Annotated in this window: 22 protein-coding genes; 20 read left to right on the top strand and 2 right to left on the bottom strand. The window is 41.8% G+C overall.

Annotated elements, in window-relative coordinates:
• Positions 1–5 precede the first annotated feature (5 nt).
• From I585_RS14555 to I585_RS14505, 11 genes are all read left to right on the top strand, one after another.
• Positions 6–1,448, top strand: coding sequence for a PTS transporter subunit EIIC (locus tag I585_RS14555; RefSeq protein ID WP_010741421.1), 1,443 nt, complete (start codon positions 6–8; stop codon positions 1,446–1,448).
• A gap of 59 nt (positions 1,449–1,507) precedes the next feature.
• Positions 1,508–3,643 (top strand): glycoside hydrolase family 65 protein, encoded by a 2,136-nt coding sequence (locus I585_RS14550; protein ID WP_010741420.1) that lies wholly within the window; start codon positions 1,508–1,510, stop codon positions 3,641–3,643.
• A gap of 2 nt (positions 3,644–3,645) precedes the next feature.
• Positions 3,646–4,293, top strand: coding sequence for a beta-phosphoglucomutase (gene pgmB, locus I585_RS14545; protein ID WP_010741419.1), 648 nt, complete (start codon positions 3,646–3,648; stop codon positions 4,291–4,293).
• A 196-nt stretch (positions 4,294–4,489) separates the two neighbouring features.
• Positions 4,490–5,698, top strand: a complete 1,209-nt coding sequence (locus tag I585_RS14540) for an ammonium transporter (RefSeq protein ID WP_010741418.1) — start codon at positions 4,490–4,492, stop codon at positions 5,696–5,698.
• Between the two features lie 19 nt (positions 5,699–5,717).
• On the top strand, positions 5,718–7,145 hold the full coding sequence (locus tag I585_RS14535) for an amino acid permease (protein ID WP_010741417.1): 1,428 nt from the start codon (positions 5,718–5,720) through the stop codon (positions 7,143–7,145).
• Between the two features lie 22 nt (positions 7,146–7,167).
• Positions 7,168–8,094, top strand: coding sequence for a glutaminase A (glsA, locus tag I585_RS14530; RefSeq protein WP_010741416.1), 927 nt, complete (start codon positions 7,168–7,170; stop codon positions 8,092–8,094).
• Positions 8,095–8,192: 98 nt separating this feature from the next.
• Positions 8,193–8,429 carry a hypothetical protein gene (locus I585_RS14525; protein ID WP_010741415.1) on the top strand — a complete coding sequence of 79 codons (237 nt, stop codon included), beginning with the start codon at positions 8,193–8,195 and terminating at the stop codon, positions 8,427–8,429.
• Positions 8,430–8,753: 324 nt separating this feature from the next.
• Entirely contained in the window at positions 8,754–9,587 is an 834-nt protein-coding gene (gene licT / locus I585_RS14520) for a BglG family transcription antiterminator LicT (protein ID WP_010741414.1), read from the top strand.
• A 443-nt stretch (positions 9,588–10,030) separates the two neighbouring features.
• Positions 10,031–11,878, top strand: coding sequence for a beta-glucoside-specific PTS transporter subunit IIABC (locus I585_RS14515; RefSeq protein WP_010741413.1), 1,848 nt, complete (start codon positions 10,031–10,033; stop codon positions 11,876–11,878).
• Between the two features lie 27 nt (positions 11,879–11,905).
• Positions 11,906–13,315 carry a glycoside hydrolase family 1 protein gene (locus I585_RS14510; protein WP_010741412.1) on the top strand — a complete coding sequence of 470 codons (1,410 nt, stop codon included), beginning with the start codon at positions 11,906–11,908 and terminating at the stop codon, positions 13,313–13,315.
• Positions 13,316–13,454: 139 nt separating this feature from the next.
• A complete protein-coding gene (locus I585_RS14505) occupies positions 13,455–14,603 on the top strand; it encodes a cation:proton antiporter (protein WP_010741411.1) in 1,149 nt (382 codons plus the stop codon).
• A 45-nt stretch (positions 14,604–14,648) separates the two neighbouring features.
• On the opposite strand, the gene I585_RS14500 is transcribed toward I585_RS14505, so the two are convergent.
• The gene (locus tag I585_RS14500) at positions 14,649–15,248 is read right to left on the bottom strand and encodes a YczE/YyaS/YitT family protein (RefSeq protein ID WP_010741410.1); all 600 of its coding nucleotides are present in this window, start codon (positions 15,246–15,248) and stop codon (positions 14,649–14,651) included.
• Between the two features lie 92 nt (positions 15,249–15,340).
• On the opposite strand from I585_RS14500, the gene I585_RS14495 reads away from it, so the two are divergent.
• The 7 genes from I585_RS14495 (at position 15,341) to I585_RS14465 (ending at position 22,980) form a co-directional block, all read left to right on the top strand.
• Positions 15,341–16,009 carry a cyclic nucleotide-binding domain-containing protein gene (locus I585_RS14495; RefSeq protein ID WP_010741409.1) on the top strand — a complete coding sequence of 223 codons (669 nt, stop codon included), beginning with the start codon at positions 15,341–15,343 and terminating at the stop codon, positions 16,007–16,009.
• 63 nt (positions 16,010–16,072) lie between these two features.
• A complete protein-coding gene (locus I585_RS14490; RefSeq protein ID WP_010741408.1) occupies positions 16,073–16,543 on the top strand; it encodes a MarR family winged helix-turn-helix transcriptional regulator in 471 nt (156 codons plus the stop codon).
• A 4-nt stretch (positions 16,544–16,547) separates the two neighbouring features.
• Positions 16,548–17,258, top strand: a complete 711-nt coding sequence (locus tag I585_RS14485) for a B3/B4 domain-containing protein (protein ID WP_010741407.1) — start codon at positions 16,548–16,550, stop codon at positions 17,256–17,258.
• A gap of 172 nt (positions 17,259–17,430) precedes the next feature.
• The gene (locus I585_RS14480; RefSeq protein ID WP_010741406.1) at positions 17,431–18,402 is read left to right on the top strand and encodes an AraC family transcriptional regulator; all 972 of its coding nucleotides are present in this window, start codon (positions 17,431–17,433) and stop codon (positions 18,400–18,402) included.
• Positions 18,403–18,564: 162 nt separating this feature from the next.
• Complete coding sequence (locus tag I585_RS14475) at positions 18,565–19,881, top strand: MFS transporter (protein WP_010741405.1); 1,317 nt, start codon at positions 18,565–18,567, stop codon at positions 19,879–19,881.
• A gap of 27 nt (positions 19,882–19,908) precedes the next feature.
• Positions 19,909–21,498: an alpha-L-rhamnosidase-related protein gene (locus I585_RS14470; protein ID WP_010741404.1), complete on the top strand. Its 1,590-nt coding sequence runs from the start codon at positions 19,909–19,911 to the stop codon at positions 21,496–21,498.
• Between the two features lie 117 nt (positions 21,499–21,615).
• Positions 21,616–22,980: an MFS transporter gene (locus I585_RS14465; protein WP_010741402.1), complete on the top strand. Its 1,365-nt coding sequence runs from the start codon at positions 21,616–21,618 to the stop codon at positions 22,978–22,980.
• A gap of 64 nt (positions 22,981–23,044) precedes the next feature.
• Here I585_RS14465 and I585_RS14460 read toward each other — a convergent pair whose 3' ends face one another.
• Positions 23,045–23,878, bottom strand: coding sequence for a Cof-type HAD-IIB family hydrolase (locus I585_RS14460; protein ID WP_010741401.1), 834 nt, complete (start codon positions 23,876–23,878; stop codon positions 23,045–23,047).
• Positions 23,879–24,393: 515 nt separating this feature from the next.
• Here I585_RS14460 and I585_RS14455 point away from each other — a divergent pair.
• On the top strand, positions 24,394–25,293 hold the full coding sequence (locus tag I585_RS14455) for an AcpB/EbpR/MafR family transcriptional regulator (RefSeq protein WP_010741400.1): 900 nt from the start codon (positions 24,394–24,396) through the stop codon (positions 25,291–25,293).
• 98 nt (positions 25,294–25,391) lie between these two features.
• Entirely contained in the window at positions 25,392–26,618 is a 1,227-nt protein-coding gene (gene istA / locus I585_RS14450; RefSeq protein WP_010741239.1) for an IS21 family transposase, read from the top strand.
• Positions 26,619–26,623 lie beyond the last annotated feature (5 nt).

The raw sequence follows: 26,623 nt of genomic DNA, 5'->3' as shown, positions 1-26,623 counted from the left end.
AAACAATGAGAAAGTATCAGCAATTATCGAAAGAAATTATTCAAGGTCTTGGGGGAATGGACAACGTAAATTCAGCCGTCCATTGTGCGACTCGTTTAAGGTTTGATTTGAAAGATCCAGCAGCGGCAAAGCTGGATCAGTTGAAAGAAATCGATGGGGTAGTAGGGGTGAATCCGACACCGACGCAGCTGCAGGTAATTATTGGCAGCCATGTTGGGGAGGTCTTTGAAGAAGTTATTCATCAAGGCGTAACCAATGGGGATGCAGAAGTAAAAAAATTGTCTTCTGATGGAACCAGCGCAACACCAAACAGACCAGCGAAGGAAACCAGCATTTTCAATAAAGTCGTGGATACGATCACTGGCTGTATGACGCCAATGATTCCAGCCTTGACCGCTGCTGGGATGATCAAGGTGATTTTATCGCTGTCGACTACATTCAATTGGATGTCGACCGACTCAAGTACTTATCGCGTATTGGATTTTATCGGCGATGGCGCATTTTACTTTATGCCGATCTTGTTAGCTGTTTTTGCGGCGAACAAATTTAAAGTCAACACATCGATCGCTATTATTGTCGTTGGAGTTTTTCTGCACCCGAATTTCAGTCAATGGGTCGCTTCAGGAGACCCGATCTCTTTTCTAGGAATGCCGATTCAGGGCGTGATCTATGCAGCCTCCGTTATCCCGGCTTTGTTAACGATTTGGGTGATGTCATATATTGAGCGGGGCGTTGATAGAATCACGCCGCAATCCTTAAAAATCCTTTTGAATCCTACGTTGACTTTATTGATCACAGCGCCATTAGCATTAATCGTGATTGGTCCTTTAGGAAATTACGCCGGTCAAGGCTTGGCTTGGGTAATCAACCTGATGCAAGGACAATTAGGCTTTATTATGGTGGCTTTACTAGCCGCAGCGATGCCATTTATCGTAATGACTGGGATGCATCATGCCTTGACACCGATTTTTGTTGCATCCTTTGCGGCAACTGGGACAGAATCACTGATTTTAGTTGCCCAAATCTGTGCGAATTTAGCACAAGGCGGTGCGACGTTAGCGGTAGCGTTTAAATCGAAAGAGAAAAACGTGAAATCTATCGCGGCCGCAGCGGGAATCTCCGCAATCATGGGAATCACCGAACCTGCTTTATACGGGATTACGATGAAATACAAAAAACCATTAGTCGCGGCTTGTATTAGTGCCGGAATATCTGGCTGCTTTGCCGGCTTGATGCACGTTACGTTATATGTGCCGCAAAACAGTTTGATGGCGATCTTAGGTTTTTCAGGAGACAAGGGCACCAGCAACGTGATCGCTGGATTGATCATGATGCTAATGTCTGTCGTTCTATCCTTTGTATTGACACTTGTTCTGCAAAAGGATGAAAAAAACGAAGTCGCAGCACCCGCTGAAAAAGCGGCTGAAGGTTTAGCTGTTCATTCATAAAAAAATCAAAGTAGGATAGAAGCGGAGTCTTCTATTCTACTTTTTTAAAGGAGTATCTGATGAAAATCCATTTAAATGATTACGAAACCGAAACACTGGAAAAAGCCGAGAGCCTGTTCTTTAACGGAAATGGCTTTATCGGGTTGCGGGGAAATTTAGAAGAAGCCTATTACGATCATTTTTCTACTAATCGAGAAACCTACATCAATGGTTTTTACGAAACTAAAGACATTCACTACCCTGAAAAAATGTATGGCTTCACTCCAACAGGCGAGACGATGATCAGCGTGATCGATGGGCAAACCACCTTGATCACGATTGGCGGTGAACAGTTTTCGATCACCGCGGGAGAAATCAGCGACAGTGAGCGCTATTTGGATATGGAAAAAGGGATTACGGTGCGTCGTTTAGTCTGGACTTCTCCGCAGGGATGCCAAACAAAAATTACGATTTCACGCTTGGCCTCATTCCACTCCAAAAATCTTTTTTCTATGAAAATTGATTTCGAACGCTTGAATCATGACGAAACGATTGAGTTAACGACTCACCTGAATTTTTATCCGGTACGTACGATCGATAAAAATGATCCGCGAATGAGTCACGATCTGCAAAAGATTACGATTCAGGCGATTGATCTGGCGAATCAACGCTGCAGATTTGGTACAAAGGCTTCACATTTGGAAGCGGAGTTGGCTTGGTCGATCGACAACCAAACAGTGAGCCAAACGATTGAAGAAGAACGAATCGTGATCCACACCAAATTAGAAGGAACGAGCTATCAGAAAAACTTAAGCTACGCGTTTCAGCAACAAGGACATGCTGGGATCGAAAGTAGTTTTGCGGAATTGGTTCAGCAGCAAACTGATTATTTAACTGAATTTTGGCAAAGTGCCCAAGTGAAAATCAAAAGCACGGAAATGCTGGAAGAAAGTGTCAATTATAGTACGTTTGCGTTGCTGCAATCGCTTGGAACCAACGGGACGACCAGTATCGCCGCTAAGGGATTGAGTGGCAGCGGATATGAGGGGCACTATTTTTGGGATGCCGAGATGTACGTTTTCCCCGTTTTCTTGCATTTGAATCCGAATTTGGCGAAGCAGCTGTTGATGTATCGCTACAGTATTTTGGGCAAGGCGCGGGAAAACCGCCAGCTTTTCGGCTATCAAACCGGCGCACTTTATCCGTGGCGCACGATTTCTGGGACAGAGTCCTCGCCATTTTTTGAAGGCGGTTCGGCGCAGCATCACATCAATGCGGATATTGCTTATGCGTTTATTCAATATTATCGCTATACGGGTGATCTCGATTTTATAGCGGAATGCGGATTTGAGGTATTGTTAGAGACCGCGCGCGTATTCAGTGAGATCGGCTACATGAAAAATGGGATCTTCCATATCGACAAAATCACTGGACCGGATGAGTATACCGTTCTCGTGACTGACAACTACTACACCAATCAACTAGTGGCTTATCAATTTGAATGGATCAATCGCTTAGCACAAGAGCTCAAAAGCACTCGTTCAGAAACGTGGACCGCCTTAACGGAAAAACTTCAGCTGCAAGAGGAAGAGCTGCAGGATTTGGCCAAGTTTGCGTCCGCGATGGCACTTCCATTTGACCAAGAACGGGGAATCATTGCGCAAGACCGCGATTTCTTGAATAAGGGACCGTGGCCGTATTCGAAGGAAGAAACCAAGTATCCGTTATTATTGAATTACCATCCGTTGACGATTTATCGTTATCAAATTTCTAAACAGGCGGATGCCGTTTTGGCGTTAATGCTGTTTCCCGATTCTTTCGCGAAAGCTACGATCGAAAAAAGTATCAATTATTATGATGAGGTGACGACGCATGATTCTTCGCTATCCTACTCGACCTTTTCAACGGTCTATAGTCGTTTAGGGCAGGTCGAAAAAGGCTACGAATACTTTACTAAAAACGCGCGAACTGACTTGGACAATAGCCATAAAAATACCAAAGACGGCATTCATACGGCATCGATGGGCGGAACCTTTATGACGATCGTTTATGGTTTCTGCAATCTTCAAGTGGTCGATAATCAATTGACGATTGATCCACATCTGCCGAAAGAGATCGAAGAAATTGAGTTTTATACCTATTTCAAAAACCAAAAATATCGTATTTATGCTAGCCACAAAGAGTATCGAATCGAAAAGCAAGGGGAAGAGAACTAGTTATGAAGGGATTTGTTTTTGACTTAGATGGCGTCCTTGCCGATACCGCGAAGTATCATTATATTGCTTGGAAAAGGTTAGCTGATGAGATCGGTATTCAGATTGATGAAGCGTTCAATGAACAGTTGAAGGGCATCAGCCGCCAAGAATCATTGGAGCGGATCTTGGAATACGGGAACAAAGCGGCGTTTTTTTCAAAACAGGAAACGGCTGCGATGGCGGAAAAGAAGAATCAGCAGTATGTTGAATTATTAGACGAGCTATCACCTGAAGACGCGTTGCCGGGAGTCAGAGAGTTTTTGGCAAGTGCCCAGCAATACAATATTCCTTGCACCGTGGCCTCAGCGTCAAAGAGCGCGCCTTTTATCCTTGATAAATTAGGCATTCGAGAGTATTTCGCAGGAATTGTCGATCCAGCAGACTTGACTAAAGGCAAACCAGATCCGGAAATTTTCATCAAAGCCGCCCAATTAATGAAGCTTAAGCCGAATGAAGCGATCGGCTTTGAAGATGCACAAGCCGGCATCGATGGCATCAAAGGCTGCGGAATGTATGCGATCGGCCTAGGGACCTCGGAACAATTAATCGGTGCCGATCGAGTGATCCGAGATTTATCTGAAGTGACAGTTGAAGAATTGATTTGTTTATAAATGAATGGAGACTGACAGGAAACTGTCGGTCTTTTTTTGATTTAATCATAAAACCATCGGATGATAGGGAATGAGTAAATCAAAATAAATAACTTCTCTATTATTTATTTTTTTGGCGCCGAAAAATAAAAAAATCAACAAATATTCAACAGAACTTTTTTCTATACTCGTTTATGTAGAAAAGAGGTGATAAGAAATGACCCATTTACCTATTGATACAGGTGATACGGCATTTATGATCTTATGCACGGCAATGGTTTGTTTAATGACTCCGGGATTGGCCTTCTTTTATGGCGGGCTTGCTCGGAAAAACAATATTTTGACCATCATGGGGCAATCTTTCTTGTCTGTTGGGATCACAACGATCATGTGGATATTCGGCGGTTTTGGTTTAGCCTTCGGGCATGACATTGGAGGCATCATTGGCAATCCGGCCGATTTCTTTTTAATGAGACATGTGACAAGTTTTCCCAATCTGTTTCATGGAGCGACGATCCCATTTTTAATGTTCTTTTTATATCAATTGATGTTTGTGGTGATTACGGTTCCTTTGATGACTGGGGCTTTTGCGGGCAGATTAAACTTAAAGGGCTACGTGCTGCTTGTGATTCTGTGGAATCTACTGATCTACTTCCCCGTTTGTCATTGGATCTGGGGCGGCGGTTTCTTGGAGCAGCTGGGATTCAGAGATTTTGCGGGCGGCGCAGTAATTCATACAACGGCGGGCTTTGGTTCGTTGGCCTGCATTCTGACTCTTGGACAAAGGACGATTCCGTTAGCTGAAAGAGAGAAGCATAGCAATTTAATGGCGGCGGCTATCGGAACAGGTCTGCTGTGGTTCGGCTGGTTCGGGTTTAATTCTGGCGGTGCGCTGCGGGCGGATTATCAAGCAGTCAATGCATTTGGTTCGACCTTCACGGCACTTGCGTTTGCGATGATCACTTGGTTGATCGTTGCCAAAGTTAAGGGCAAGGGCTTTGATTTTGTAGATGTGCTGACCGGTTCAGTTGCCGGATTGGCGACGATTACACCTTGCGCGGGCTATGTTGAGCCTAAGTTCGCGATAGTGATTGGAATCATCGCAGGGATTGTTTGCCATGCGGCGGTTGACTATCGGAAGAAAAAGCAATGGGACGATGCGCTGGATGTCTGGGGCGTCCATGGAATGGGCGGCTTTACGGGGACCATTCTGATTGGAATCTTTGCTGCCAACAGCCATTTATTGACAGAATCGAAGAGCTGGTTTTTATTAGGTGTTCAAATTCTGGGCGTGATAATCGTAGCGATCTATGCTTATGTACTGACCACTTTGATTTTAAAAGGGATCATGCATTTTACCCAAATAACGACGACAAAAGAGGAACAGGAAAAAGGCCTCGATTATACCTTTTTCACAAAAAAATAAATAGAAAAGAGGAAGATTCATGCAACAGAGCAAAACGAAAATTCCTGCGAAGAAATTGACGTTCTTTGGCTTTTTAGCCATGACGATCTCGATGGTGGTTTCATTATACGAGTATCCAACATTTGCGACATCTGGTTTTAGTTTAGTATTTTTTCTATTATTAGGCGGGTTATTATGGTTCATTCCGGTAGCATTATGCGCGGCGGAAATGGCAACAGTGAAAGGCTGGGAAAAAGGCGGCGTCTACACGTGGGTGAGTCGTACGCTAGGCAAACGTTTCGGCTTTGCGGCGATCTTTTTCCAATGGTTTGAGATCACGGTCGGTTATTTGACCATGTTGTACTTTTTGACTGGCGCGTTGTCTTACGCAACTGGAATCAGTGCCATTCAAAATAATAAGTTTTTAAAATTAGCTATTTTACTGATCATTTTTTGGGCGATTTTATTGTCGCAATTAAAAGGGACAAAATACACCTCTTTGATTGCTCGGATTGGATTCGTCGCTGGGATTTTGATCCCTGCCTTAGTTTTATTCGGCCTAGGGATTCACTACGTTGCTTCGGGTGCTCCTTTGCAAACGACCTTATCCATGAAGACGTTGATTCCTGATTTTTCTAAATTGCCGACATTGGTCGTGTTTGTGTCATTTATTTTGGCCTACATGGGGGTAGAAACCTCCGCTAGTCATGCCAATGAAATGGAAAATCCGAAGAAAAATTACCCGTTGGCAATGTTTGTGCTCGTAATCTTGGCAATCATTTTAGACACGTTCGGCGGATTGACTGTGGCAACGACGGTTCCTCAACATGGATTGTCGTTGAATACAGGTGTGATTCAATCCTTGGAATTCTTATTACGAAATATCGATCCACATATTGCTTGGATCGCAAAGGTATTAGCGATATTAGTTTGTTTGGGTGTCATCGGAGAAATCTCATCTTGGGTCACTTCACCATCAAAAGCACTTCATATCGCAGCGGAGGAAGGGCTGCTTCCAGCATACTTTGCTAAGGAAAATACCCATGGTGTTCCTGCACACTTAATGATCGCTAATGGGATCGTGGCTACGATCTGGGCAACGGTCTTTACTTTGAGCGGCGGCGGAAACAACTTATCCTTCCTTGCGGCGATGTCTTTGACGGTCGTGATTTATTTGATGCTGTATTTCTTGTTTTTCGCGGGGTATTTAAAGCTGGTCTTTTCAGATACGCAGCTTGAAAGAGCGTATCAAGTGCCAGGCGGAAAAATAGTTAAAATAATCATCGCTTGTTTAGGGCTTTTGACATCACTCTTTGCTTTTTGCATTTCTTTCGTTCCGCCTGCAAGCATCGCAGCGGGGCAGCATGGTGTTTATGAAGCAATTCTAGTCGTGTCCTATTTAGTTGTTTTAGTTGTCCCATTTGCGATTTACGCTTGTCGGCACAAATTTCAGCATGGGGAAAAATAAAAGATGAAAGTTGGTTTTTCAAATGAATAAAACAGAATTAACACAATTAATCAGTAAAAATTTTGATTATTATCAAACAGGCCACGTGGCCGATTATATTCCTGCATTAGCGAAGGTCGATCCGAAACAATTGGGCATGGCGATATATGATTTGCAGGAAAATCACTTGATTGAAGCAGGCGACGCGAATGTTCGTTTTGCGGTCGAAAGCATGTCCAAGGTTCCTGTTTTATTACTTGCGATCAAGGATAACGGAATAGATCATGTCTTTCAAAAAATTAACACAGAACCAACTGGTTTTGCCTTCAACTCCATCATGAATATGGAAATCAATCATCGCAAACATCCGATGAATCCTTTTGTGAATGCTGGGGCAATTGCGACGACTTCGTTAATTAACGGAAAGAACGCGGAAGAAAAATTCGATCGTATATTGGCATTTATGAAGGAAATTTGTGATGATCCCGCAATCACACTAAACGAAGAAATCTACCAATCAGAATCACGAACAGGTGATATCAACCGATCATTGGCCTATTACATGAAAGGAAATCAAATGATCGAAGGAGATGTTCCAGCGATTTTGGATACGTACTTCAAACAATGCTCCGTGAATGTCACGGCAGTCGGTATAGCAAAATTAGCGGCCGTTTTAGCCAATAAAGGAATTGCTCCTTGGAATGGTCAACGGATCGTTTCAGAAAAAAGCGCCACGATCGTTAAATCGATCATGACCATCGCAGGATTGTATGATGAATCTGGCGAGTTTTCAGTACATGTAGGTGTCCCCGCAAAAAGCGGAGTCGGCGGCGGTTTGCTGGCAGCTGTTCCTAATCGTTACGGCATGGGTGTTTTCAGTCCAGCATTGGATTCCTTCGGCAATAGCGCGGCGGGTATTCAGTTATTGACGGATGTCATTCAAGAATTAGATGCCGATATTTTTGAATAGACCAAGGGCAGGAATGGAGAGACGATAAGCTCTTCATTTCTGTTTTTTCAAGTAGAAGTTAGACAGATTCACGGAAAAATACAGAGAAGGCGCATAGAATGAACGATACAGAGATAAAGAAACTGAACATTGGTGATACGATTACGGCTACAACAGTTGATGAGTGTGTTAAAACTGGAGTCATTACATCCTTTGGCGAGCATGTGGTCATTATTTCTTGCGGCGTGTATCACTATATGATTAGGAAAAGTGAATTACAAGAGCAGGGGTATCAGATGCCGGCATTTAAAAAGAAGGTCCAATATTCAATAAAAAATCTGGCGAAGAGGGCATAACCCTCTTTTTTGCTTTATTCAAATTAGTGGCGTTTCAGATTTCTCCGCGTAACGAGAAATCTGATGCAAATCGCAGTTAAAACGATGCCAGCTGAAATTGCGGACCAGCTTTCTATGAGAAATGGATTAAAAAATATATTGACAGAACTCAAGGAGCATGATAACCTTTCCATAAGTTCTTGATGTTATTACTTCGGGTAAGCATGCGAGGATAAAAAATGAAAATTGTTGGATGTTATCACTTTATGTGAGCAGGACCTATTTACCGCACAATCGTAGTGTATGTAAATGGGCTTTTTTTGTGGCTAGCGAGGGAATTATTTTATGATCATAAAACGAGTGTTAAATAATAATACAGTCATTTCTTCTAACAGCAAGGGTGTCGATGTGTTGTTGATGGGTAAAGGCGTTGCTTTTGGAAAGAAAAAGGGACAGCCGGTCGACATGGAACAGATCGAAAAGACTTTTTTGCTGAAGGATAAAGAGACGCAAAGTAAATTTACAGAACTGTTGATCAATGTACCAATGGAGTATATTTTGGTCTCTGAGAAGATCATCAATTTTGGAAAAATCAAACTGGGCAAGAATTTGAATGAAATCATTTACGTCAATTTGACCGACCATATCCATTCAGCGATTGAGCGGTATCAGGAAGATATTATTTTGAAGAATCCATTGCGTTGGGATATCGCCCGCTTCTATCCAGATGAATACGCGGTTGGAGAGAAAGCAATTGAGATTGTGCGAAATGATCTAGGCGTGACCTTTGAGATCGATGAAGCGGCGTTTATTGCGATTCATTTCGTGAATGCCGAGATGGATCGATCATCGGATTTCGCTTATGAAATTGCTGAGATCACTAAAAAAATTGAAACAATCATTAAAAACCATTACCGTACGGAATTTGATGAAAATTCGCTGGATTACTATCGTTTCATCACACACGTGAAGTTCTTTGCCCAGCGTTTGCTGGCGGGGGATCATTACGATGATGAAGACGAGGAATTATTGAATACATTGAAGCATAAATATGAAGGCGAATACGCCAGTGCATTGGAGATCAAAGAGTATGTGCAAAAGGACTTTGAGTATGAATTAAGCTCAACCGAATTGCTTTACTTAACGGCACATATTCGTCGTATCACGAAAAATTTGTAACTAGGATTGTTATCCCACCGGAGCATGACCTAGAGCTTGTCGAACAAGGCAGCTTTAGGTCTTTTTTTGCCAGTTCCACTCTTCGCAGTTTATTTAGTAAATTCACAAATTATGGATTTGCATGAAAATATCGATCAATAACCTTAGTGGAATGGTACGCGCAACGAAAATCAAACTCATTTTTCACGAACTTGGAAAAATGAATTCCTTAATTGAGAGATAGCTGCCAGTTCCACTCTTCGCAGTTTATTTAGTAAATTCACAAATTATGGATTTGCATGAAAATATCGATCAATAACCTTAGTGGAATGGTACGCGCAACGAAAAACAAACTCATTTTTCGCGAACTTGGAAAAATGAATTAATCAAGATGAACTAGCTGCGTTTGTCACGCAGCGATAGGTAAACAGATCCGTTACTACATTTAGAAAAGAGGAGAAAAAATGAAGTATCAACAAACTGCAAAAGAAATTTACACTGCCGTTGGCGGCAGCGAAAATATTCAAACGGCGACTCACTGTATTACGCGCTTACGTTTGACGCTAAAAAATCAGAATCAGGTGAATGATGAAGAAGTCAAAGCAATCCCTGGTGTGATGGGCGTGATGAAAAAGGCGGGGCAATATCATATTATTTTGGGAAATGACGTAGCGAATTACTATCGGGCATTTACCAAATTAGGGAATTTTAGTGCTGAACCGGTTGCGTCGACTGAGAAGAAAAATGTCTTTGAAATCTTAATAGACGTGATATCAGGCTGTATGTCCCCGTTGATTCCGGCCTTGCTTGGCGGCGGAATGGTCAAAGTTTTGTTGATTATTCTGCCTTTGATCGGAGTATTGAGTGAGACTTCTTCGACCTATGCAGTTCTGTCGTTTTTCGGAGATGCACCATTTTACTTTATGCCGGTGATGCTGGCCTTTACTGCCGCGCAAAAATTTGGCGTAACACCGATGCTGGCGGTCGCTGTGGGCGGCATCATGCTGCATCCAAACTTTGCAGCGATGGTTGCAGCAGGTGATCCAGTCAGTATCTTTGGTTTGCCGATCACTTTGGCCAGCTATGGGTCATCGGTTATTCCGATTTTGATCATGGTTTGGTTGATGAAATACATTGAGGCGTTTTTCAATCGGATCATCCCAGCAGTTATGAAGAATCTCTTGCAGCCTTTAGCTGTTCTATTGTTGTCAGGTGTCATCGCACTGGTTGTTGTTGGTCCGTTAGGCACGTTTGCGGGTCAAGGCTTATCAGCAGCAGTGATTTGGATTCAGGCGAAAGCTGGCTGGTTGGCACTTGGTTTGATGTCGGCTTTGATGCCGCTGATCGTTATGACAGGGATGCATTGGGCATTTGCACCGATTTTCTTGATTGCTTCGGCAGCGACACCAGATGTCTTGATCTTGCCGGCAATGCTGGCGGCGAATATTGCACAAGGTGCGGCAGCGCTGGCAGTTTCTATGAAAGCTAAAGATAAAAATTTAAAGCAAATCGCTTTTGGGGCAGGGATTTCTGCTCTGTTAGCAGGTGTTACTGAGCCGGCATTATACGGAGTGACATTGAAGTACAAAAAACCATTGTATGCGGCCATGATTTCTGGTGGTTTATGCGGGATCTTCATGGGGATCACAGGGGTGGAATCTTATGCCTTTGCGGTACCTTCACTTGTCGCGCTGCCACAATTTATTAACGGCAGTATCGATGGAAACTTTATTAATGCGTGTATCGTAGCTGCGGCTTCGATCGTGATCACCTTTGCGTTGACGTGGTTCTTTGGTATTGAAGAAGAGGTTACGACAGCGGATGCTGTTTTGGAGGTTGTCGAAAGCGGCAGCAGCGATCCGAAAAAAGTGTTGGCACCTGTAAAAGGAAAAGTCATTCCATTGGAGAAAGTGAATGATTCGGCTTTTTCTAGCAAGGTGATGGGACAGGGAATCGCGATCATCCCTGAAGAAAACACGATCGTCGCGCCATTTGACGGCACCGTGTCGGCACTTTTCCCAACGAAACACGCGATTGGGCTGACTAGTGAAGCTGGAATGGAGCTTTTGGTCCATGTGGGGATTGATACAGTGGAATTGAATGGCAAATATTTCGACAGTCTTGTCGCAGTTGGCGACACAGTTAAAGCAGGGCAGCCATTATTGACCGTTGATTTCGCTGGGGTAAAAGCCGCTGGTTATGATACGGTGATCCCAATCGTAGTCACTAATAGTGATACCTTTATCGATGTTGTACCAAAAGATGAGATGAAAACAGCAGATTATGAGGACGCGGTTTTATACGTTATCTAAAGTAAATGGTTGAGTGGAGGAGAAAACATGAGTAAATTTCCAAATGATTTTTTGTGGGGCGGAGCAGTCGCCGCAAATCAATGCGAGGGTGCCTATTTAGAAGATGGAAAGGGGCTGACGGTGCAGGATGTAACGCGCAAAGGCTGGCATGAAGCACCTACTGAGGAGCCGCTGGAAGATAATTTGAAGTTAGTCGGCATTGATTTTTACCATCGCTATAAAGAGGATATTCGGCTGTTCGCAGAGATGGGCTTCAAGGTTTTTCGCTTATCGATTGCTTGGGCCCGAATCTTTCCAAAAGGGGATGAACAGGAGCCTAATGAAGCCGGCTTAGCCTTTTACGATGCGGTTTTTGACGAGTGTTTAAAATATGGTATCGAACCGTTAGTCACACTGTCTCATTATGAAACGCCGCTGCACTTGACGCGGACCTATGACGGTTGGCGCAATCGTAAAATGATCGATTTCTTTGAGCATTATGTTCGAACCGTTTTTGATCGCTACAAAGGGAAAGTCAAATACTGGCTGACCTTCAACGAAATCAATTCGATCACTCATGTACCTTTTCTTAGCGGCGGGATCAACACACCAAAGGAAGAACTGACACAACAGGATATCTATCAAGCCATCCATCATGAATTAGTTGCCAGCAGTCGGGCGGTTCAAGCGTGTCATGAGTTGATTCCAGAGGCGCAAATCGGCTGTATGATTTTAGGTGTGCCGGTCTATCCGCTGACTCCGAAACCAGAGGATGTGCTGCAATCGCTAGCAACGGAGCGGGAGAACTTTTTCTTTTCGGATGTACAGGTCCGCGGTTATTATCCGAGCTATTCGAAGCGAATGTTTAAGGAAAATAAAATTGAACTGGATATTCGGCCGCAGGATTTGGAGGACTTGAAGCATACGGTCGACTTTGTTTCCTTTAGTTATTACATGAGTATTTGCGAATCGGCCGATCCAACCAAAGAAGCTGGTGAGGGCAATATTATCGGCGGAATTCCCAATCCTTATTTGAAGGCTAGTGAATGGGGGTGGCAGATAGATCCCGAAGGTTTGCGGTATTACTTGAACATCCTTTATGATCGTTATCAAAAACCCGTGTTCATCGTAGAAAACGGCCTAGGAGCCGTGGACGAGCTCGTGACTTTGGAAAATGGCGAAAAAACCGTCATTGACGACTATCGGATCGACTACATGAACGATCATTTGGTCCAAGTAGAGGAAGCGATTGAAGATGGTGTGCCGGTGATGGGCTACACTTCTTGGGGCTGTATCGATTTAGTCAGCTTTACCACGGCGGAGATCAAAAAAAGGTACGGCATGATTTATGTGGACCGCAACACTGACGGGACAGGTACGTTAGCGCGCTATAAAAAGAAAAGCTTTGCTTGGTACAAAGAAGTCATTTCCTCAAATGGCGACTCATTAGTGAAATAATTAAGCAAAATAGTCGGAGTATCAGTAATGGTACTCCGACTATTTTGCTATTCTCATTTTTCAGATAGACTCCCTTTTTGGAAACGGATACAATTGCATTAATACTAGCTTTTCAGTTTGTAATGGTGGGGGCGAAGAGATGGAATTTATTGGTGTTTTGTGTCTGATTTTAGTGAGTGTTACCGTAGCAAGTCATTTTTCACGGAGAATGGGCATACCAGCGGTGATCGGGCAGCTGCTCGTGGGAATCCTGCTGGGAAATGGCGGACTGAGGATCGTCCATCCGGATATTCTGGTGAAGGATTTCTCTGAGATCGGGGTCATTTTACTGATGTTTCTGGCAGGCATTGAAAGCAATCTGCCGCTGTTGCGAAAATACTTTCGACCGGGTGTGTATGTTGCTTTACTGGGGATTTTTTTTCCGCTCTTATTGGGAACCGGAAGCGGCAATCTCTTTCATGTTCCGCTGAATCAGTCCTTTTTCTTTGGTTTGATCCTAGCGGCAACGTCGGTCAGTATCTCGGTGGAGGTCCTAAAAGAACTGAAAGTAGTCAACACCAAGGAGGGTTCGACGATCCTCGGCGCGGCAGTCGTGGATGACATTTTGGTCGTCCTGATCGTCAGCCTATGTATGCCGCTATTAGGTGTGAAAAGCGGCAGTGACCGGTCTTTGGGATTCATGCTGATCGCGCAAGTCTTATTCTTCGTAGCGGTCTTCTTCCTGATTCGCTGGGGCGCACCCTATTTGATGGGCTTGAGCAAAAAGATATTTGCCCAGTCTTCAGTCATTATTGTCTCACTGACGCTGTGTTTGAGCATGTCCTACCTGGCTGATTTTATTGGGCTAAGTTCGGTGATCGGAGCCTTTTCTACTGGAATCGCGATTGGTCAGACGAATGTTTGGAAGGATGTACGCTACAATATCGAGGCGATCGGCTACGCTGTATTCATCCCTGTCTTCTTTATCAGCATTGGTCTGGAAGTGACCTTCGATGATCTTGGGAAGCAATTGCTGTTCATTCTCGTTTTCACGGTAATCGCGATCTTCTCAAAACTGGTCGGCGGATTCATGGGTAGCAGGTTCTCTGGGTTCGGTAAACAGAGCAGTCTAATGGTAGGCTCAGGGATGGTTTCCCGCGGAGAGATGGCTTTGATTATCGTTCAACTAGGGTTTCAGGCACATTTAGTGGTTGGAAAATATTACTCGGCGATGATTTTGGTGATCCTATTTACGACCCTGTCCTCACCATTTTTGCTGAAATACTTTACCAAAAAAGTTTATACGTAATAAAACCGCTTGTCACAAGTAATACTGTGACAAGCGGTTTTTAGTTCAGTCCTTAGACCAGGCGATTACAGGGGACAGCAATAGAAAGCTGATCAGCGTGCCTTCCCGTACCATCAAAGTTAAGTCAAAAGAAAAGGTCAAAAGTAAAGCCGTCAAGATACAAAAAAAGTCGACACCATAGCGGTAAAACTTGAAATGTCGATCGTTTCGTTCAGCTAAAAGCAGACAAAACGTTTCGATTGGAAATTTTAAGATCTGATAATTTAAAACCTTTCCAGTGCCGATTCCCGCGATGATTGTCCCAAGAATAAAGAGCAGGCATTTCATCAAATAAGAATGGAGTGTAAAAAGCGGAAAAATAAAATAAGTAAACAAATTGATCGTTGAGCCAAAAAAGAGCAGAGCAATTCCCATCGTCAGGTAGTTTTTTAGCTTACGCTGCGAATCCAAAAGCCAGCAGCCGATCATAAATAAAAGGTTCGATCCGGCGGTGATCGTGCCGATCTTCACCTGACTAAGTTCGGCCAACGTCGCATTTAATGAGTTGAAACTGCTGACGCCGATGGCAGCCTTCAACGTTAAGCTGATTCCAAAAGCACTGAGTAGATAATAAAAAAAAGAGAGCATTATTTTTTTTCGATTCATCCTGATTGTTCCTCCGATAACTAATTGATAGGATGAGTATGACGCAAGTGAAAATAACCAACTAGGAGATATAGCCTACCGAGGAGAAAATAATGATTAAAGAAAAATACAGCGATGCAAACAAACATCTGCTGAATCAGGTACAATACCCATTCTTACCAGAGAGTTGCTTAGGCCAAAGTTTTTTTATTGATTTTGAGCGTAACGAAAAAATGGTTAGTCAAACGGCAAAGTTGGAGTACTTATTGATAATTTTGAAGGGAAAAGCTCGGATCGTGCAGCAAGAACCTAATGGAAAAAATCTTATTCTGCAATTTCTTGAAGCTGGTGATTTTATCGGGGAGCTGACCCTGGTTAAGGCGGAGGCTGCACCTAAAGATGTCATCGCGATTGGCTCAGTTCGCTGTTTAGCGATTCCGCTGAAAGTGGTGGAGCAGACGCTGATGACGGGGCTCGAATTTCCGACATTGATTGCACAATATATCGGGAAAAAATTATTATTGCGGATGGAACATTTCTCAAACGCGCAAACCTTTGAGTTGAAGTACCGGTTAGCAGCTTTGTTATTGGAAGTTGCCGTAAACGACCAGTATAGTGAAAACAATACGCAGATTGCTGACTATTTGGGAACTAGTTACCGTCATTTGATGCATACGCTCAAATATCTCCGAGAAAACGGCTATCTGAAAAAGAACAAAGCCGGCTACTTAATTGATTCAGAAAAGCTACAAATGTTGGTTGAGCTCGGAAATAACGGTTGATTTTTTGTTGCATTTGCAACATATTTCATTTATGATACTTTTATACCAGATAGGAGCCGCGAGATGACAGATGTTCTTAGAGATATTGGAAAGATAGCCAGAGCCTTGGATTCCATCGCAAATATTGAATTTAAAGATTTTCAACTGTCAAAGGGACAGTATTTATACCTGATCCGTATTTCCGAAAATCCTGGGATCATTCCGGATAAACTAGCAGAAATGATTAAAGTCGATCGGACCACCGCAGCGCGAGCAATAAAAAAGCTGGAGGAAAAGGGATTTATCGAAAAAAAAGATGATTCGGAAAATAAAAAAATCCGCCGCTTATTTGTTACCGCGGAAGGAGCAGAACTCGTACCGATCATCAGATTAGAAAACGATTATTCCAATCAAATCGCTTTGCAAAATTTATCTGAACAGGAAATTACGGCCTTTGCGGAAACCTTGAAGATAGTGGTCGCTAATATTGACGAGGAATGGTTATCCGTCAAAAAGGGCAATAAGTGGCCCTATTTAGAGCGAAAAAAGGAGTAATCAAATGACAAAATTTATAGCAGATCCAACATTTTGGGAAGTATTCCCCGAAGCACAAATCCACGTATTGATCGTAAAAGGAATCAGCAACCAACAGAAGCAGGAAAATGATCCCTATTTGATTGATTTGCTAGCCAAGGGAAAGGAAGCGGCGAAAGGATTTTTGCTGGAAGAAACCTTTAGCCAAAATCCAGTGATTGCTGAATGGCGCGGAGCCTTTAGCCAGTTCAAAATAAAAAAGGGTGTCCGATCTTCAATCGAGGCGTTGTTGAAAAGAGTCAGTCAGGATCGTGAATTTCATCCGATCAATCCGCTGGTCGATATCTACAACAGCATTTCGTTAGAATTTGCAGTTCCATGCGGCGGGGAAGACTTACAGAAAATTGCCGGGGACATTCATTTAGGTCAAGCCGTTGGCGGTGAATCCTTTTTACCATTAGGAGCCGAAGCGGACGCGCCAGCCTTACCGGGAGAAATTATTTATTACGACAATGAAGGGGCGATTTGCCGCTGTCTGAATTGGCGGGAAGCACAGCGAACGATGCTGACCGAAACAACCCAAGAGGTCATCTTTTTTATGGAATCGATCAATTCCGAGCAGGCTCAAAGAGCGAATCAAGCAATGCAAGAATTAAAGAAACGAGTTGCTGAATACTTCGGTGTTGAGGGGAACGATTTCGTGGTGACCGTTGAAGAATCACAGGTGAATAGTTAACGATTAAAGGCAAGGTCTTGTAGAGATCTTGCTTTTTTTTATAAGTCAATTAGCTCTATGAGTGAAAAATCTTTCTATTTCCATCTCAGCGATGCTATTCTAGAGACGAAGGAAATTTAAAGTCAGTACATTACTCTACGTTTTTTTTTGCAGCTTGGTTGGAGGAATACAGATGAATTATGAAGAATTAAAAGAAATACTACGGCAAGAAAATGAAATCGAAAAAATTCAACGTACGAAAGGGTACAATGTCAACGATCAGAATTTGCCATTTGAAGACGTAGCGATTCCCAAAATGCCCAGCAGTAACTTTTTCAAAGAAGGCAATATCTTTATCAACAAGCATCATCGCTACTCAGCAATGCCAAATCATACACACGAATTTGTGGAATTTAATTATATGATTTCCGGCAGCTGTACTCAGTATGTCAATGAGAAAAAAGTCGTTCTGCAAGAGGGTGAGATTATTCTATTAGATAAAGATATTGTCCAGCGAATTGATCCGTTGAGTGAGGACGATTTATTGGTCAATATTTTGTTGAAGGATGAATCAATTACGACAGATATCATCATTAATATGGTCAAATCAACAGGATTGGTCAACGAGTTTTTGATGAATGCTTCAAATAAAACGGGGAAGCATGATGCGTTTATTCACTTTCATTGTGGAGGAAAGGATGAGGTCCAAAAAATAATTCAAAATCTTATTTCAGAATATCTTCAAAAGAGACGGTATTATATGCGAGCTGCCAATCTTTTACTCTCCCTTTTACTGATTGAATTGACTCGAATGATCGAAGAAGAAAGCTTGGACAATTATCAGAAAAAGGATGAAGAGATCATTTGTATCCTAAAATATATCGACATCCATTTTCGACAGCTTAGCTTGAAGGATTTGGCAAAAGAATTTGGTTATAATTCCAATTATATTGGGAATAAATTAAAAAAAGAAACGGGGCGGACATTTCAGGATTTGCTCAATTCTGCCAAGTATCAAACGGCATTGGAATTGATGAAGGAAACGGATAAAAGCATTGAAGAAATTGCCTATGAAGTTGGCTTCAATTCCTTGCCCTCGCTCTACAAGCTCTTTGCTAGATTCACTGATAAGACACCGAAACAAGTAAGAAATAAACTAACTTAAGTTGAAAAGAAAACGATCTTCCTTTTTTAAAAGGAAGATCGTTTTTCTGTAGTTTGGATAAAAAACATCTGGCTTTCGGCCATAGTTGAAATTCTGTAATGCGCTTACAATAAGTCCATAAGTTGATCAGCTGATTAGAATGATGAAATGGAGTGTGTGAGTGTGAGTAAAAAAAGTGATTCAAATAATTCGTTAGTGAAAAGGTATTCCCCACTAGCTACAGCCGCTGGAATAGGATCAATGTTAGGTTCGGGGTGTATCGTCGGACTATCTGCGACGATCCCAGTTTGGCAAAAAGGGTTGGAATTAACGACTGGGCAAGTCGGAATACTCTCGGGTGGTTTGACCTTTGCGATTGCCTTCGGTTCGATGTTCGCCGGAAATATTAGTAAAGGCTTTGGTTTGATTCGTTCCTTTAATTGGTTGAATCTATTTTATGCGATCGGCGCAGCAATTTGTCTTTTCTCGAATAGTTTTTTGATGTTGTTAACAGGTGTGATTATTATGGGAGCTTCCTCAGGGGCAGACCTGCCAATTAGTTTGACGGTTGTTTCGCATGATGCACCGGACGAAACGACCTCTGCTAAGCTGGTTTCATCAACGCAGATTTTTTGGCAAATCGGAGTATTCATTTCTTATATTTGTTCCTTCCTGCTTTCTGGGATTGAAGGTGTTCTTGGCGCTAGAATCGTTTTCGCTATCTTATTCGGTTTTGCGATAGTGACTTGGCTGTGGCGGACTTTTTCGGTCAAATTCAAGATCTTCCATGAAGAGGGCTATGCACGTCAAGCGGCGAATAAAACGATCAGCCAACCAGGACAAGAGGTTTCATTTAAAACCGTTTTGTTTGGTCAAAATAAAAACAAATATCTAGGCTTCTTTTTAGCAATCATTACATTTTATGTTTGTTGGAATCTATTAGCAAACACATGGGGACAATATGCATTGACCAACGCAGGAGCAAGTCAGACACAGGCTACGGGATTAGGGATCGTGTTAAATATTGTTTCACTCGCTACAACCATCTTTTTCGCTTCAATCTCTGGTGGAAAATATCGAAACAAAGCCTTTTTTATCGGTGCATTTGTTCAGTTTGCGGCGATGGTCGGCATGGCATTGATTGGAGGCGGAGCTGGATTTATCGCCTTAGCAATCACAATCGCTTTCTACAATTTCGGGAATCCTTTAGCAGGGGAGGCGATTTATAAAGTCTGGACACAGGAATCCTTTCCAGCGGAAACTCGTGCCTCACTACAAGGATTCATCAATGGTTTTTCAAGACTGTGTTGTGGACTCTTTGCTTTCATCACACCGTATCTAGTGATGCCGGATCGTATTCAATCATCAATGATCGGATTTGCGGGTATTGTTTTATTAGCGACAGTCGCTGGAATAATCATGATGAGATTACAGAAGAAATATGGAACATCTGAAAATCATGAAGTCGAAGCGAGTCAAGATCTAGATGTCAAAGTGTAACTAAAACAGTTAGTGAGGAGAATGAGCATGGCTTTTACCTTTCAAATTAATAATGATGTGGTTTGGGATTACGATAAAAACTTATTGGATAGAGCAGAGGCTAATATCCCAAGATTGATCGAAACGGAAATTCATCCGATTGGGATCGTGGAACGAATTTCTGAGAAACAACGGGTAAATGACTTTGAGCTGATTAAAAGTGATAAGAATAGCCTGTCTTTAAGCGACTATTCTTTAGGTCGAGGAGAATCATTGATTTTAGATTTAGGAGATCACTACGTTGGTCAATTCAGCATTGATATAGCTTCAGTGGGTTCGCCGATGGATGCCCCTTTATATTTACGATTGAAATTTGCTGAAGTACCGTCAGAATTGTACGCCGATTCAGCAGACTACGATGGCTGGCTATCACGTTCTTGGATTCAAGAGGAATACATTCATCTCGATGTTTTGCCTGCCAAGCTGCAATTGCCTAGACGATATAGTTGTCGCTACGTTGAATTAACGGTGATTGATACTTCACCAAAATGGAAGGCTAGCTTCAGCAATCCACTGTTTATTGCAAAAAGTTCTGTTTCCGTGGATCAATTACCAAAGGTGACTATTGAAGACGATGAATTGAAGGCAATCTACAATGTATCCGTAAAAACTCTTTTAGATTGTATGCAAACTGTTTTTGAAGACGGTCCAAAACGCGATCGCCGGCTATGGCTGGGAGATCTGCGTTTACAGGCTTTAGCCAATTACTATACATTTAACGATTTGTTCCTAGTTAAACGCTGTCTATATCTTTTTGCTGGTATGCATACAACGGAAGGAAAAATTCCAGCAAATGTGTTTACCGAACCTGAGTTGACTCCAGACGATACGTTCTTGTTCGACTATAGTCTTTTCTTTGTAACTTCTTTATACGATTATATTGAGCATACCAATGATTATGATGCATTGGAAAATCTGTACCCAATCGCAAAAAGAGCTGTAGACTTAGCGACTAAACAGGTAGACAACGAGGGTCGATTAGTTTTGACGGAAGAATGGCCTGTGTTTGTCGATTGGGCCAACGATTTTGAAAAATCAACGGCTGGACAAGCGATCATGATTTATACCTTAAAAAGATATCTAAAATTGGCTGAAGCCTACAATGAACCAGAAAAAGCAGTTTATCAACAGCTTTTAGACAAAATGATTGAATTTTCTAAACAGAGTTTATTTGATAAAAAGCAAAGACAGTTTATCGTCGAAGAAACTAATGAAGTAAATGTTGCCAGCCAAGTATGGATGGTTTTAGCGGAAGTTTTTGACACGAAAAAGAATCAGAAAATCATGCAGGAAACGGTGAAGCAGCATTTTCCAATAAAAGGAATCGCCACTCCATATATGTATCATCATGTTGTGGAAGCACTGTTCATCGCCGATTGCTCCGAAGAGGCAATCAAGCTGATGAAAGATTATTGGGGAAAAATGATTGAGTTAGGTGCCGATACTTTTTGGGAAGCATTTAAACCGGAGGAGTTAGATTTTTCACCTTATGGCAGTCCGATTCTAAATAGTTATTGCCATGCATGGAGCTGTACACCAGCGTATCTGATCGGCAAATATTTACTAGCGAAAGAATAGAGAACGACTAGTTTTGAAGATTCTGGATTGAGCATCCATCAATGCTCAATCCAAGATTTTCTGAAGGTGTTGAAAGCGTTTGTACTCAATGGACAGGTTATAAAAAGGAGTTTTATTATGGAAACGACACAAACAAATCAGGTAAAAAACAAGCGGACAAATAAGTGGCAGCAGCGCATCGGCTATGGCGTATCGGATTTAGCCTGCAATCTTATTTGGCAGATGATCTCACTGTATCTTTTGTATTTTTACACGGATATCATGCATTTGAGTGCAGCTTCGATTAGTTTAATGTTTGTTGTCACACGTTTTGTCGATGGTATGACAGACTTACTTGTCGGCTATTTGATTGATCATACCAATACACGCTGGGGAAAATCACGACCCTATTTTCTTTTCGGAGCGATACCGTTTGCACTATTTGCTTTTCTTTGTTTCAATGTGCCTGATTTCTCGGCCTCAGGAAAGCTGGTATACGCGTATGTCACATATTTTGGTCTATCATTAGCTTATACTTTAGTAAATGTTCCGATGGCTTCGATTTTGCCAAGTCTGACAAATGACACGGAAGAGAGAACTGCGCTGTCGACTTCACGCAAGTTCTTTGCCTTTTTAGGAGCGACCATTGTCAGTTCGACGGCCTTAACTTTAGTCGCCTTTTTCGGAAACGGAAATGAACGAATCGGATTCAAAATCGTGATGGGGATTTTTGGAATTATCGGATGTCTTCTGTTTTTCTTTACCTTCTTCAGTGTGCGAGAATTACCGATGCGCAGCTCAAAAAGTGTATCGCTGAAAACCGTTTTTACCTCTTTAAAGCAAAACAAACCTTGGCTGATCTTCGCGGTGAACATTCTTTTCATGTGGACAAGCTTTTTCATCCAATCTAGTGCCTTGGTCTATTATTTTTCAGTTGTCGTTGGCAATAAGACACTTTCGATCACAGTTGCGACTATCATGTCAGTAGTTCCAATGTTCGCAAACTTCTTCGTTCCGATGTTAGCCAAAAAAATAGGAAAAAGAAACTTATATATTTTATCTTCCAGTATTCAGTTGATTGGATTGGTTATTATTATGTTTGCGGCTAAGGCTGTAGCTGGAATATTGTTCGGTGCGTTTATTTCAGCAATCGGTTATGGAATAAAGGAAAGTATCTACTTTTCGATGCAAGCCGATCCTGTGGATTACGGGGAATGGAAGACAGGAGTCAATGTTTCGGGTTCACTTTCAGCGATTAACGGTTTTTTGGGGAAAGTCGCACAAGCAATTTCCGGTGGATTAGCTGGAGCTCTCCTTGCTTGGGGAATGTACAAACCGGGCGAAGCGGTCCAAACCGGCAAAGCAATGTTTGCGATCCAAGCGATGTATCTCTACGTTCCAATGATTTTGATTTTCTGTTCAATTATCACGATGTTATTTTACAACTTGGACAAAATCTATCCTACAATAAAAGCGGAGTTGGAAGAAAGAAGAAACGCATAATCATTTAGTGAACATTAAAAAGCAATCAGCTAAGCAAGGAGGCTTAGCTGATTGCTTTTTCTGTCTATAAATACTTCGCCAACCCAGCAGCGATCCCATCTTCATCGCAAGTCAGTGTCACGTCATCCGCGATGGCTTTCAAGTCATCCACGGCGTTGCCCATTGCAACACCGATTCCTGCGTATTCAATGATCGAACGGTCGTTATGACCATCGCCAAAGGCAATCATGTTGTACGAATGAATCCCCAAATCAGGGAAAACCGTATTTAAAGCTTTTGCTTTATCGATTCCTTTATCCGTGAATTCAAAATAAAAGGGTGCCGAGAAGGCCGCAGTGACGGTTTCGTCGAATGGCGCATGGATCGCGTCAGCATTTTCCTGCAAATAATCCGGTTGTGCCGCGATCAAGATTTTATTGATCGGGAAGGTCGCGAAGGCGGCCAAATCATCGATCTCACAAAGTTTAAAGTTTCCGCCGCGAGATTCATATTCAATAATATTGAAATCGCCGTCTGGCAAATGCAGCGTATTGTTGTAAACGTCATTTACATAAAGATAGTCTTCCTTGTCAATCATCGGCATTACGTCGAACTTCTTCAAGTGCTCTAAGATTGCCTGACCTGTTTCAACACTCATTGCCTGATTGAAAACGACTTCCTTGGTTAAGCAATCGGTCACTCGTGAACCGTTGTAAGAAACGAGATAGCCTTCATATTTCGTCATTTCTAACTGTTCCGCTAGTTCCAACATCCCCGTCGTTGGACGGCCTGAAGCTAAAATCACTTTGATTCCTTTTTCTTGAGCGGCGATCAAGGCCTGTTTGGTTTTTTCTGAAATTACTTTTCCTGTAGTTAATAACGTGCCATCGATATCCAGTACGATCGCTTTGATATCCATTCCATCACATCCTATTCGTATTACTTTAAGTCTACTATCGGCCAGAAGTGATGTAAATGGTTTCATTTGTAAATCACGTTGGAAAATAAGGAGGATTCCCATTTTAATAATAGGAAGCGTGTTGTATTTTTTAGTTCCAATAATTGTGAATAACGAACGTTTTCTTATGGTCGATTAAATAGCTTTAATAATAAAAGAAAATTGAATTCGCCCCTTTTTATTTGTGATACTATTATAGTTGGATGACAATTATGGTTTTATCTCTTATATAATAACTGTTATTAAATAAGAGTTGATTGAATAAACACACGTGGGTAGAGGTGTTAATCAATTGGCGGCTCCGCCGTGAAAATGTGAACATTTCCCGTTGAAATAGACAATGAAAACGTGCGTTGTGGCAGGAATTTATGCAGAAATAAACGAATTTAGATGTCACAAATTAAATGAACCTTATTTTTTGAGAAATTGAATTTATTAGATGCAGGATTATTCTTAGTTGATTTGGAGGAGATATAGTGGATTTTCGTGAAATATTAGGGACAAGTAATAAACGCAGATTGAGATTAATTGAGTTGATGTATTATAGTCGCGAGGGGTTGCCAAGTGAGAGAATTCTCAACGAATTGGAATGTTCGTTGCCGATTTTATTAAATGATATCAGCCTGATTAATGAGCTCCAAGACAACTTTATTGTCGAGAAGGTTAAGGGGCTGTATCGGGTTAAGCTAAAAGATGATGTAAGCATCGGAAAACTCTACTCTGAAGCATTGACCACCGCACCTGAATTCCAGATTATGGAACAACTGCTCTTTGAGAGCTGCGACAATATCAGCGAATTATCAAGTCTGCTGTTTTTGAGCACCTCAAACATCCAACGTTACTTAAAAAAGATCGAGCCCTCCTTAAATAAAGCGGGGATTCTTTTACTGTATCGCCCGTTGCGCTTAGAAGGAAAAGAAAGTGTCATCCGCCATTTCTTCTATCGCTATTTTATTGAAAAGCAATATACGCTAAAGTATTCATTGCCGGAAATGAACGACGATCAAATCCAGTCGATCGAAAAATTCATCATTGAATTTACTAAAATCAATCACCTAGCCAAAAAGCATATTTTCCATAAACGCCTTACCTACAGTGTTTTTATCAGTTTGTGGAGAATTAAAAATGGTCATCATTACGCACCTGAAGAATTGCGTACGCAGGGTTTGCTGCTGCCGGAAAAAGAACGAATCAACGATTTCAGCAGAATGATCCGCTTGGTTTTCAATCTGCGCTTAACCGATGAGATTATGCGAGATTGTTTATGGGTTTCCTTCTCTGATTCGATCGTTTTCAGCAGAGAACATCGGGAGGCCGCCTTAAGCGATAATCCCCGCTATGCTCGTTTATTCAATGCTCATTTAGAATTGATGTAAAGGGCCACGATAAAATGTAGGAAAAGGGCCATCGAAAATGTAGGTTAGATTTAAAATCTGATATTCTTTTTCATGAAACCATTCAAGGAGAGTGACTCATGCGAAAAGATGTCTTAGAAGGAGTCTTACGACACATTATGAACGATATTCAACCTAACTATGCAGCCATGGCCAAGCAATATAATTGTGATTACCGAACAGTCAAGCGTTACTATGAAGCTGGAACTAAAGGGGAAGTAGAACAGATCAAAAAGAGACAATCTTCTGCTCCTCTTTTATTAAGCGGTTTTGAAGAAATTATTAAAGATAAAATGGAGTTAAGCTGTTCCGCTTCTTCAATTTATTATTTTATTAAGAAAAAAGGATATCAAGGTGGCTATACCACCGTCAAACGATATTGTCGGAACTATCGAGAAAAGCGTGTAAAAAAGGCAACCATTCGAATTGAAACGACGCCAGGTCTTTCTGCTCAAGTCGATTGGAAAGAAAATATTAAGATGGTGAGTAAACATGGTGAAGTCTTTTACTTCAATCTTTTTCTATATATTCTAGGCTATTCTCGCATGAAATACTTAGAGGTAACCTTTGATCGAACCCAAGCGAATGTCTTCAATTGTTTGGTCAATGCGTTTGAGTACTGCGGGAATGGTGTTCCTCAAGAAATTTGGTTTGACAATATGAAAACAGTTGTTGATAGAAGTAAAAGCCAATTTGGTCAAACCGTTTTTAACGAAAAATTTCGTCAATTTGCTAAAGATGCTGGATTCAATCCGATTGCTTGTCGCCCTTTTCGTCCACAAACCAAAGGCAAAGTTGAAGCTTTAGCTCGTACTGTTAACCGCTTAATGGTCTTTAACTACGAGTTTGAAAATGAGCAGGAGCTAAAACGAATCGTCTATGAGTTTATGAATGACTTAAATAATGAACGTTCTCAAGCAGTGAATAATCATCCCTCTAAGCTTCTTATAGATGAACAATCGGTGTTGCGTCCTTTCAATCGTTTAGAATTAGTCAGATATGTTTCTAGAACCCAACACGTAATTAGAAAAGTTTCCATTGAATCCATGGTCCAATATCAAAACTCAAAGTATTCTGTTCCCGTGAAATATATTGGTAAAGAGGTAACTTTAGATGTCCGTAAGGACAGTCTATTCATTTGGTATGGCCATCAATGTATTCGCTCGCACCCATTAAGCAAAAAAACCTTAAATTATCAACGTGATGACTCTCTTGAGATTCTTCGATCTGATGTCTTCAAATACTTAGAAGACGAAGAGTTGGAGCGCTTTGTAGAAGAAAATTTAGATGCTTACGATGAATTATAAGGAGG

Origin of the sequence: Enterococcus malodoratus ATCC 43197, from assembly GCF_000407185.1 — a bacterium.
Classification (GTDB): Bacteria; Bacillota; Bacilli; order Lactobacillales; family Enterococcaceae; genus Enterococcus_A; species Enterococcus_A malodoratus.
This window is presented reverse-complemented; position numbering and strand designations above follow the sequence as displayed.

Bases quoted from the DNA above. Each gene is read 5' to 3' on its own strand.
- I585_RS14555 (WP_010741421.1), top strand. From the start codon at position 6: ATGAGAAAGTATCAGCAATTATCGAAAGAAATTATTCAAGGTCTTGGG.
- I585_RS14550 (WP_010741420.1), top strand. From the start codon at position 1,508: ATGAAAATCCATTTAAATGATTACGAAACCGAAACACTGGAAAAAGCC.
- pgmB (WP_010741419.1), top strand. From the start codon at position 3,646: ATGAAGGGATTTGTTTTTGACTTAGATGGCGTCCTTGCCGATACCGCG.
- I585_RS14540 (WP_010741418.1), top strand. From the start codon at position 4,490: ATGACCCATTTACCTATTGATACAGGTGATACGGCATTTATGATCTTA.
- I585_RS14535 (WP_010741417.1), top strand. From the start codon at position 5,718: ATGCAACAGAGCAAAACGAAAATTCCTGCGAAGAAATTGACGTTCTTT.
- glsA (WP_010741416.1), top strand. From the start codon at position 7,168: ATGAATAAAACAGAATTAACACAATTAATCAGTAAAAATTTTGATTAT.
- I585_RS14525 (WP_010741415.1), top strand. From the start codon at position 8,193: ATGAACGATACAGAGATAAAGAAACTGAACATTGGTGATACGATTACG.
- licT (WP_010741414.1), top strand. From the start codon at position 8,754: ATGATCATAAAACGAGTGTTAAATAATAATACAGTCATTTCTTCTAAC.
- I585_RS14515 (WP_010741413.1), top strand. From the start codon at position 10,031: ATGAAGTATCAACAAACTGCAAAAGAAATTTACACTGCCGTTGGCGGC.
- I585_RS14510 (WP_010741412.1), top strand. From the start codon at position 11,906: ATGAGTAAATTTCCAAATGATTTTTTGTGGGGCGGAGCAGTCGCCGCA.
- I585_RS14505 (WP_010741411.1), top strand. From the start codon at position 13,455: ATGGAATTTATTGGTGTTTTGTGTCTGATTTTAGTGAGTGTTACCGTA.
- I585_RS14500 (WP_010741410.1), bottom strand. From the start codon at position 15,248: ATGAATCGAAAAAAAATAATGCTCTCTTTTTTTTATTATCTACTCAGT.
- I585_RS14495 (WP_010741409.1), top strand. From the start codon at position 15,341: ATGATTAAAGAAAAATACAGCGATGCAAACAAACATCTGCTGAATCAG.
- I585_RS14490 (WP_010741408.1), top strand. From the start codon at position 16,073: ATGACAGATGTTCTTAGAGATATTGGAAAGATAGCCAGAGCCTTGGAT.
- I585_RS14485 (WP_010741407.1), top strand. From the start codon at position 16,548: ATGACAAAATTTATAGCAGATCCAACATTTTGGGAAGTATTCCCCGAA.
- I585_RS14480 (WP_010741406.1), top strand. From the start codon at position 17,431: ATGAATTATGAAGAATTAAAAGAAATACTACGGCAAGAAAATGAAATC.
- I585_RS14470 (WP_010741404.1), top strand. From the start codon at position 19,909: ATGGCTTTTACCTTTCAAATTAATAATGATGTGGTTTGGGATTACGAT.
- I585_RS14465 (WP_010741402.1), top strand. From the start codon at position 21,616: ATGGAAACGACACAAACAAATCAGGTAAAAAACAAGCGGACAAATAAG.
- I585_RS14460 (WP_010741401.1), bottom strand. From the start codon at position 23,878: ATGGATATCAAAGCGATCGTACTGGATATCGATGGCACGTTATTAACT.
- istA (WP_010741239.1), top strand. From the start codon at position 25,392: ATGCGAAAAGATGTCTTAGAAGGAGTCTTACGACACATTATGAACGAT.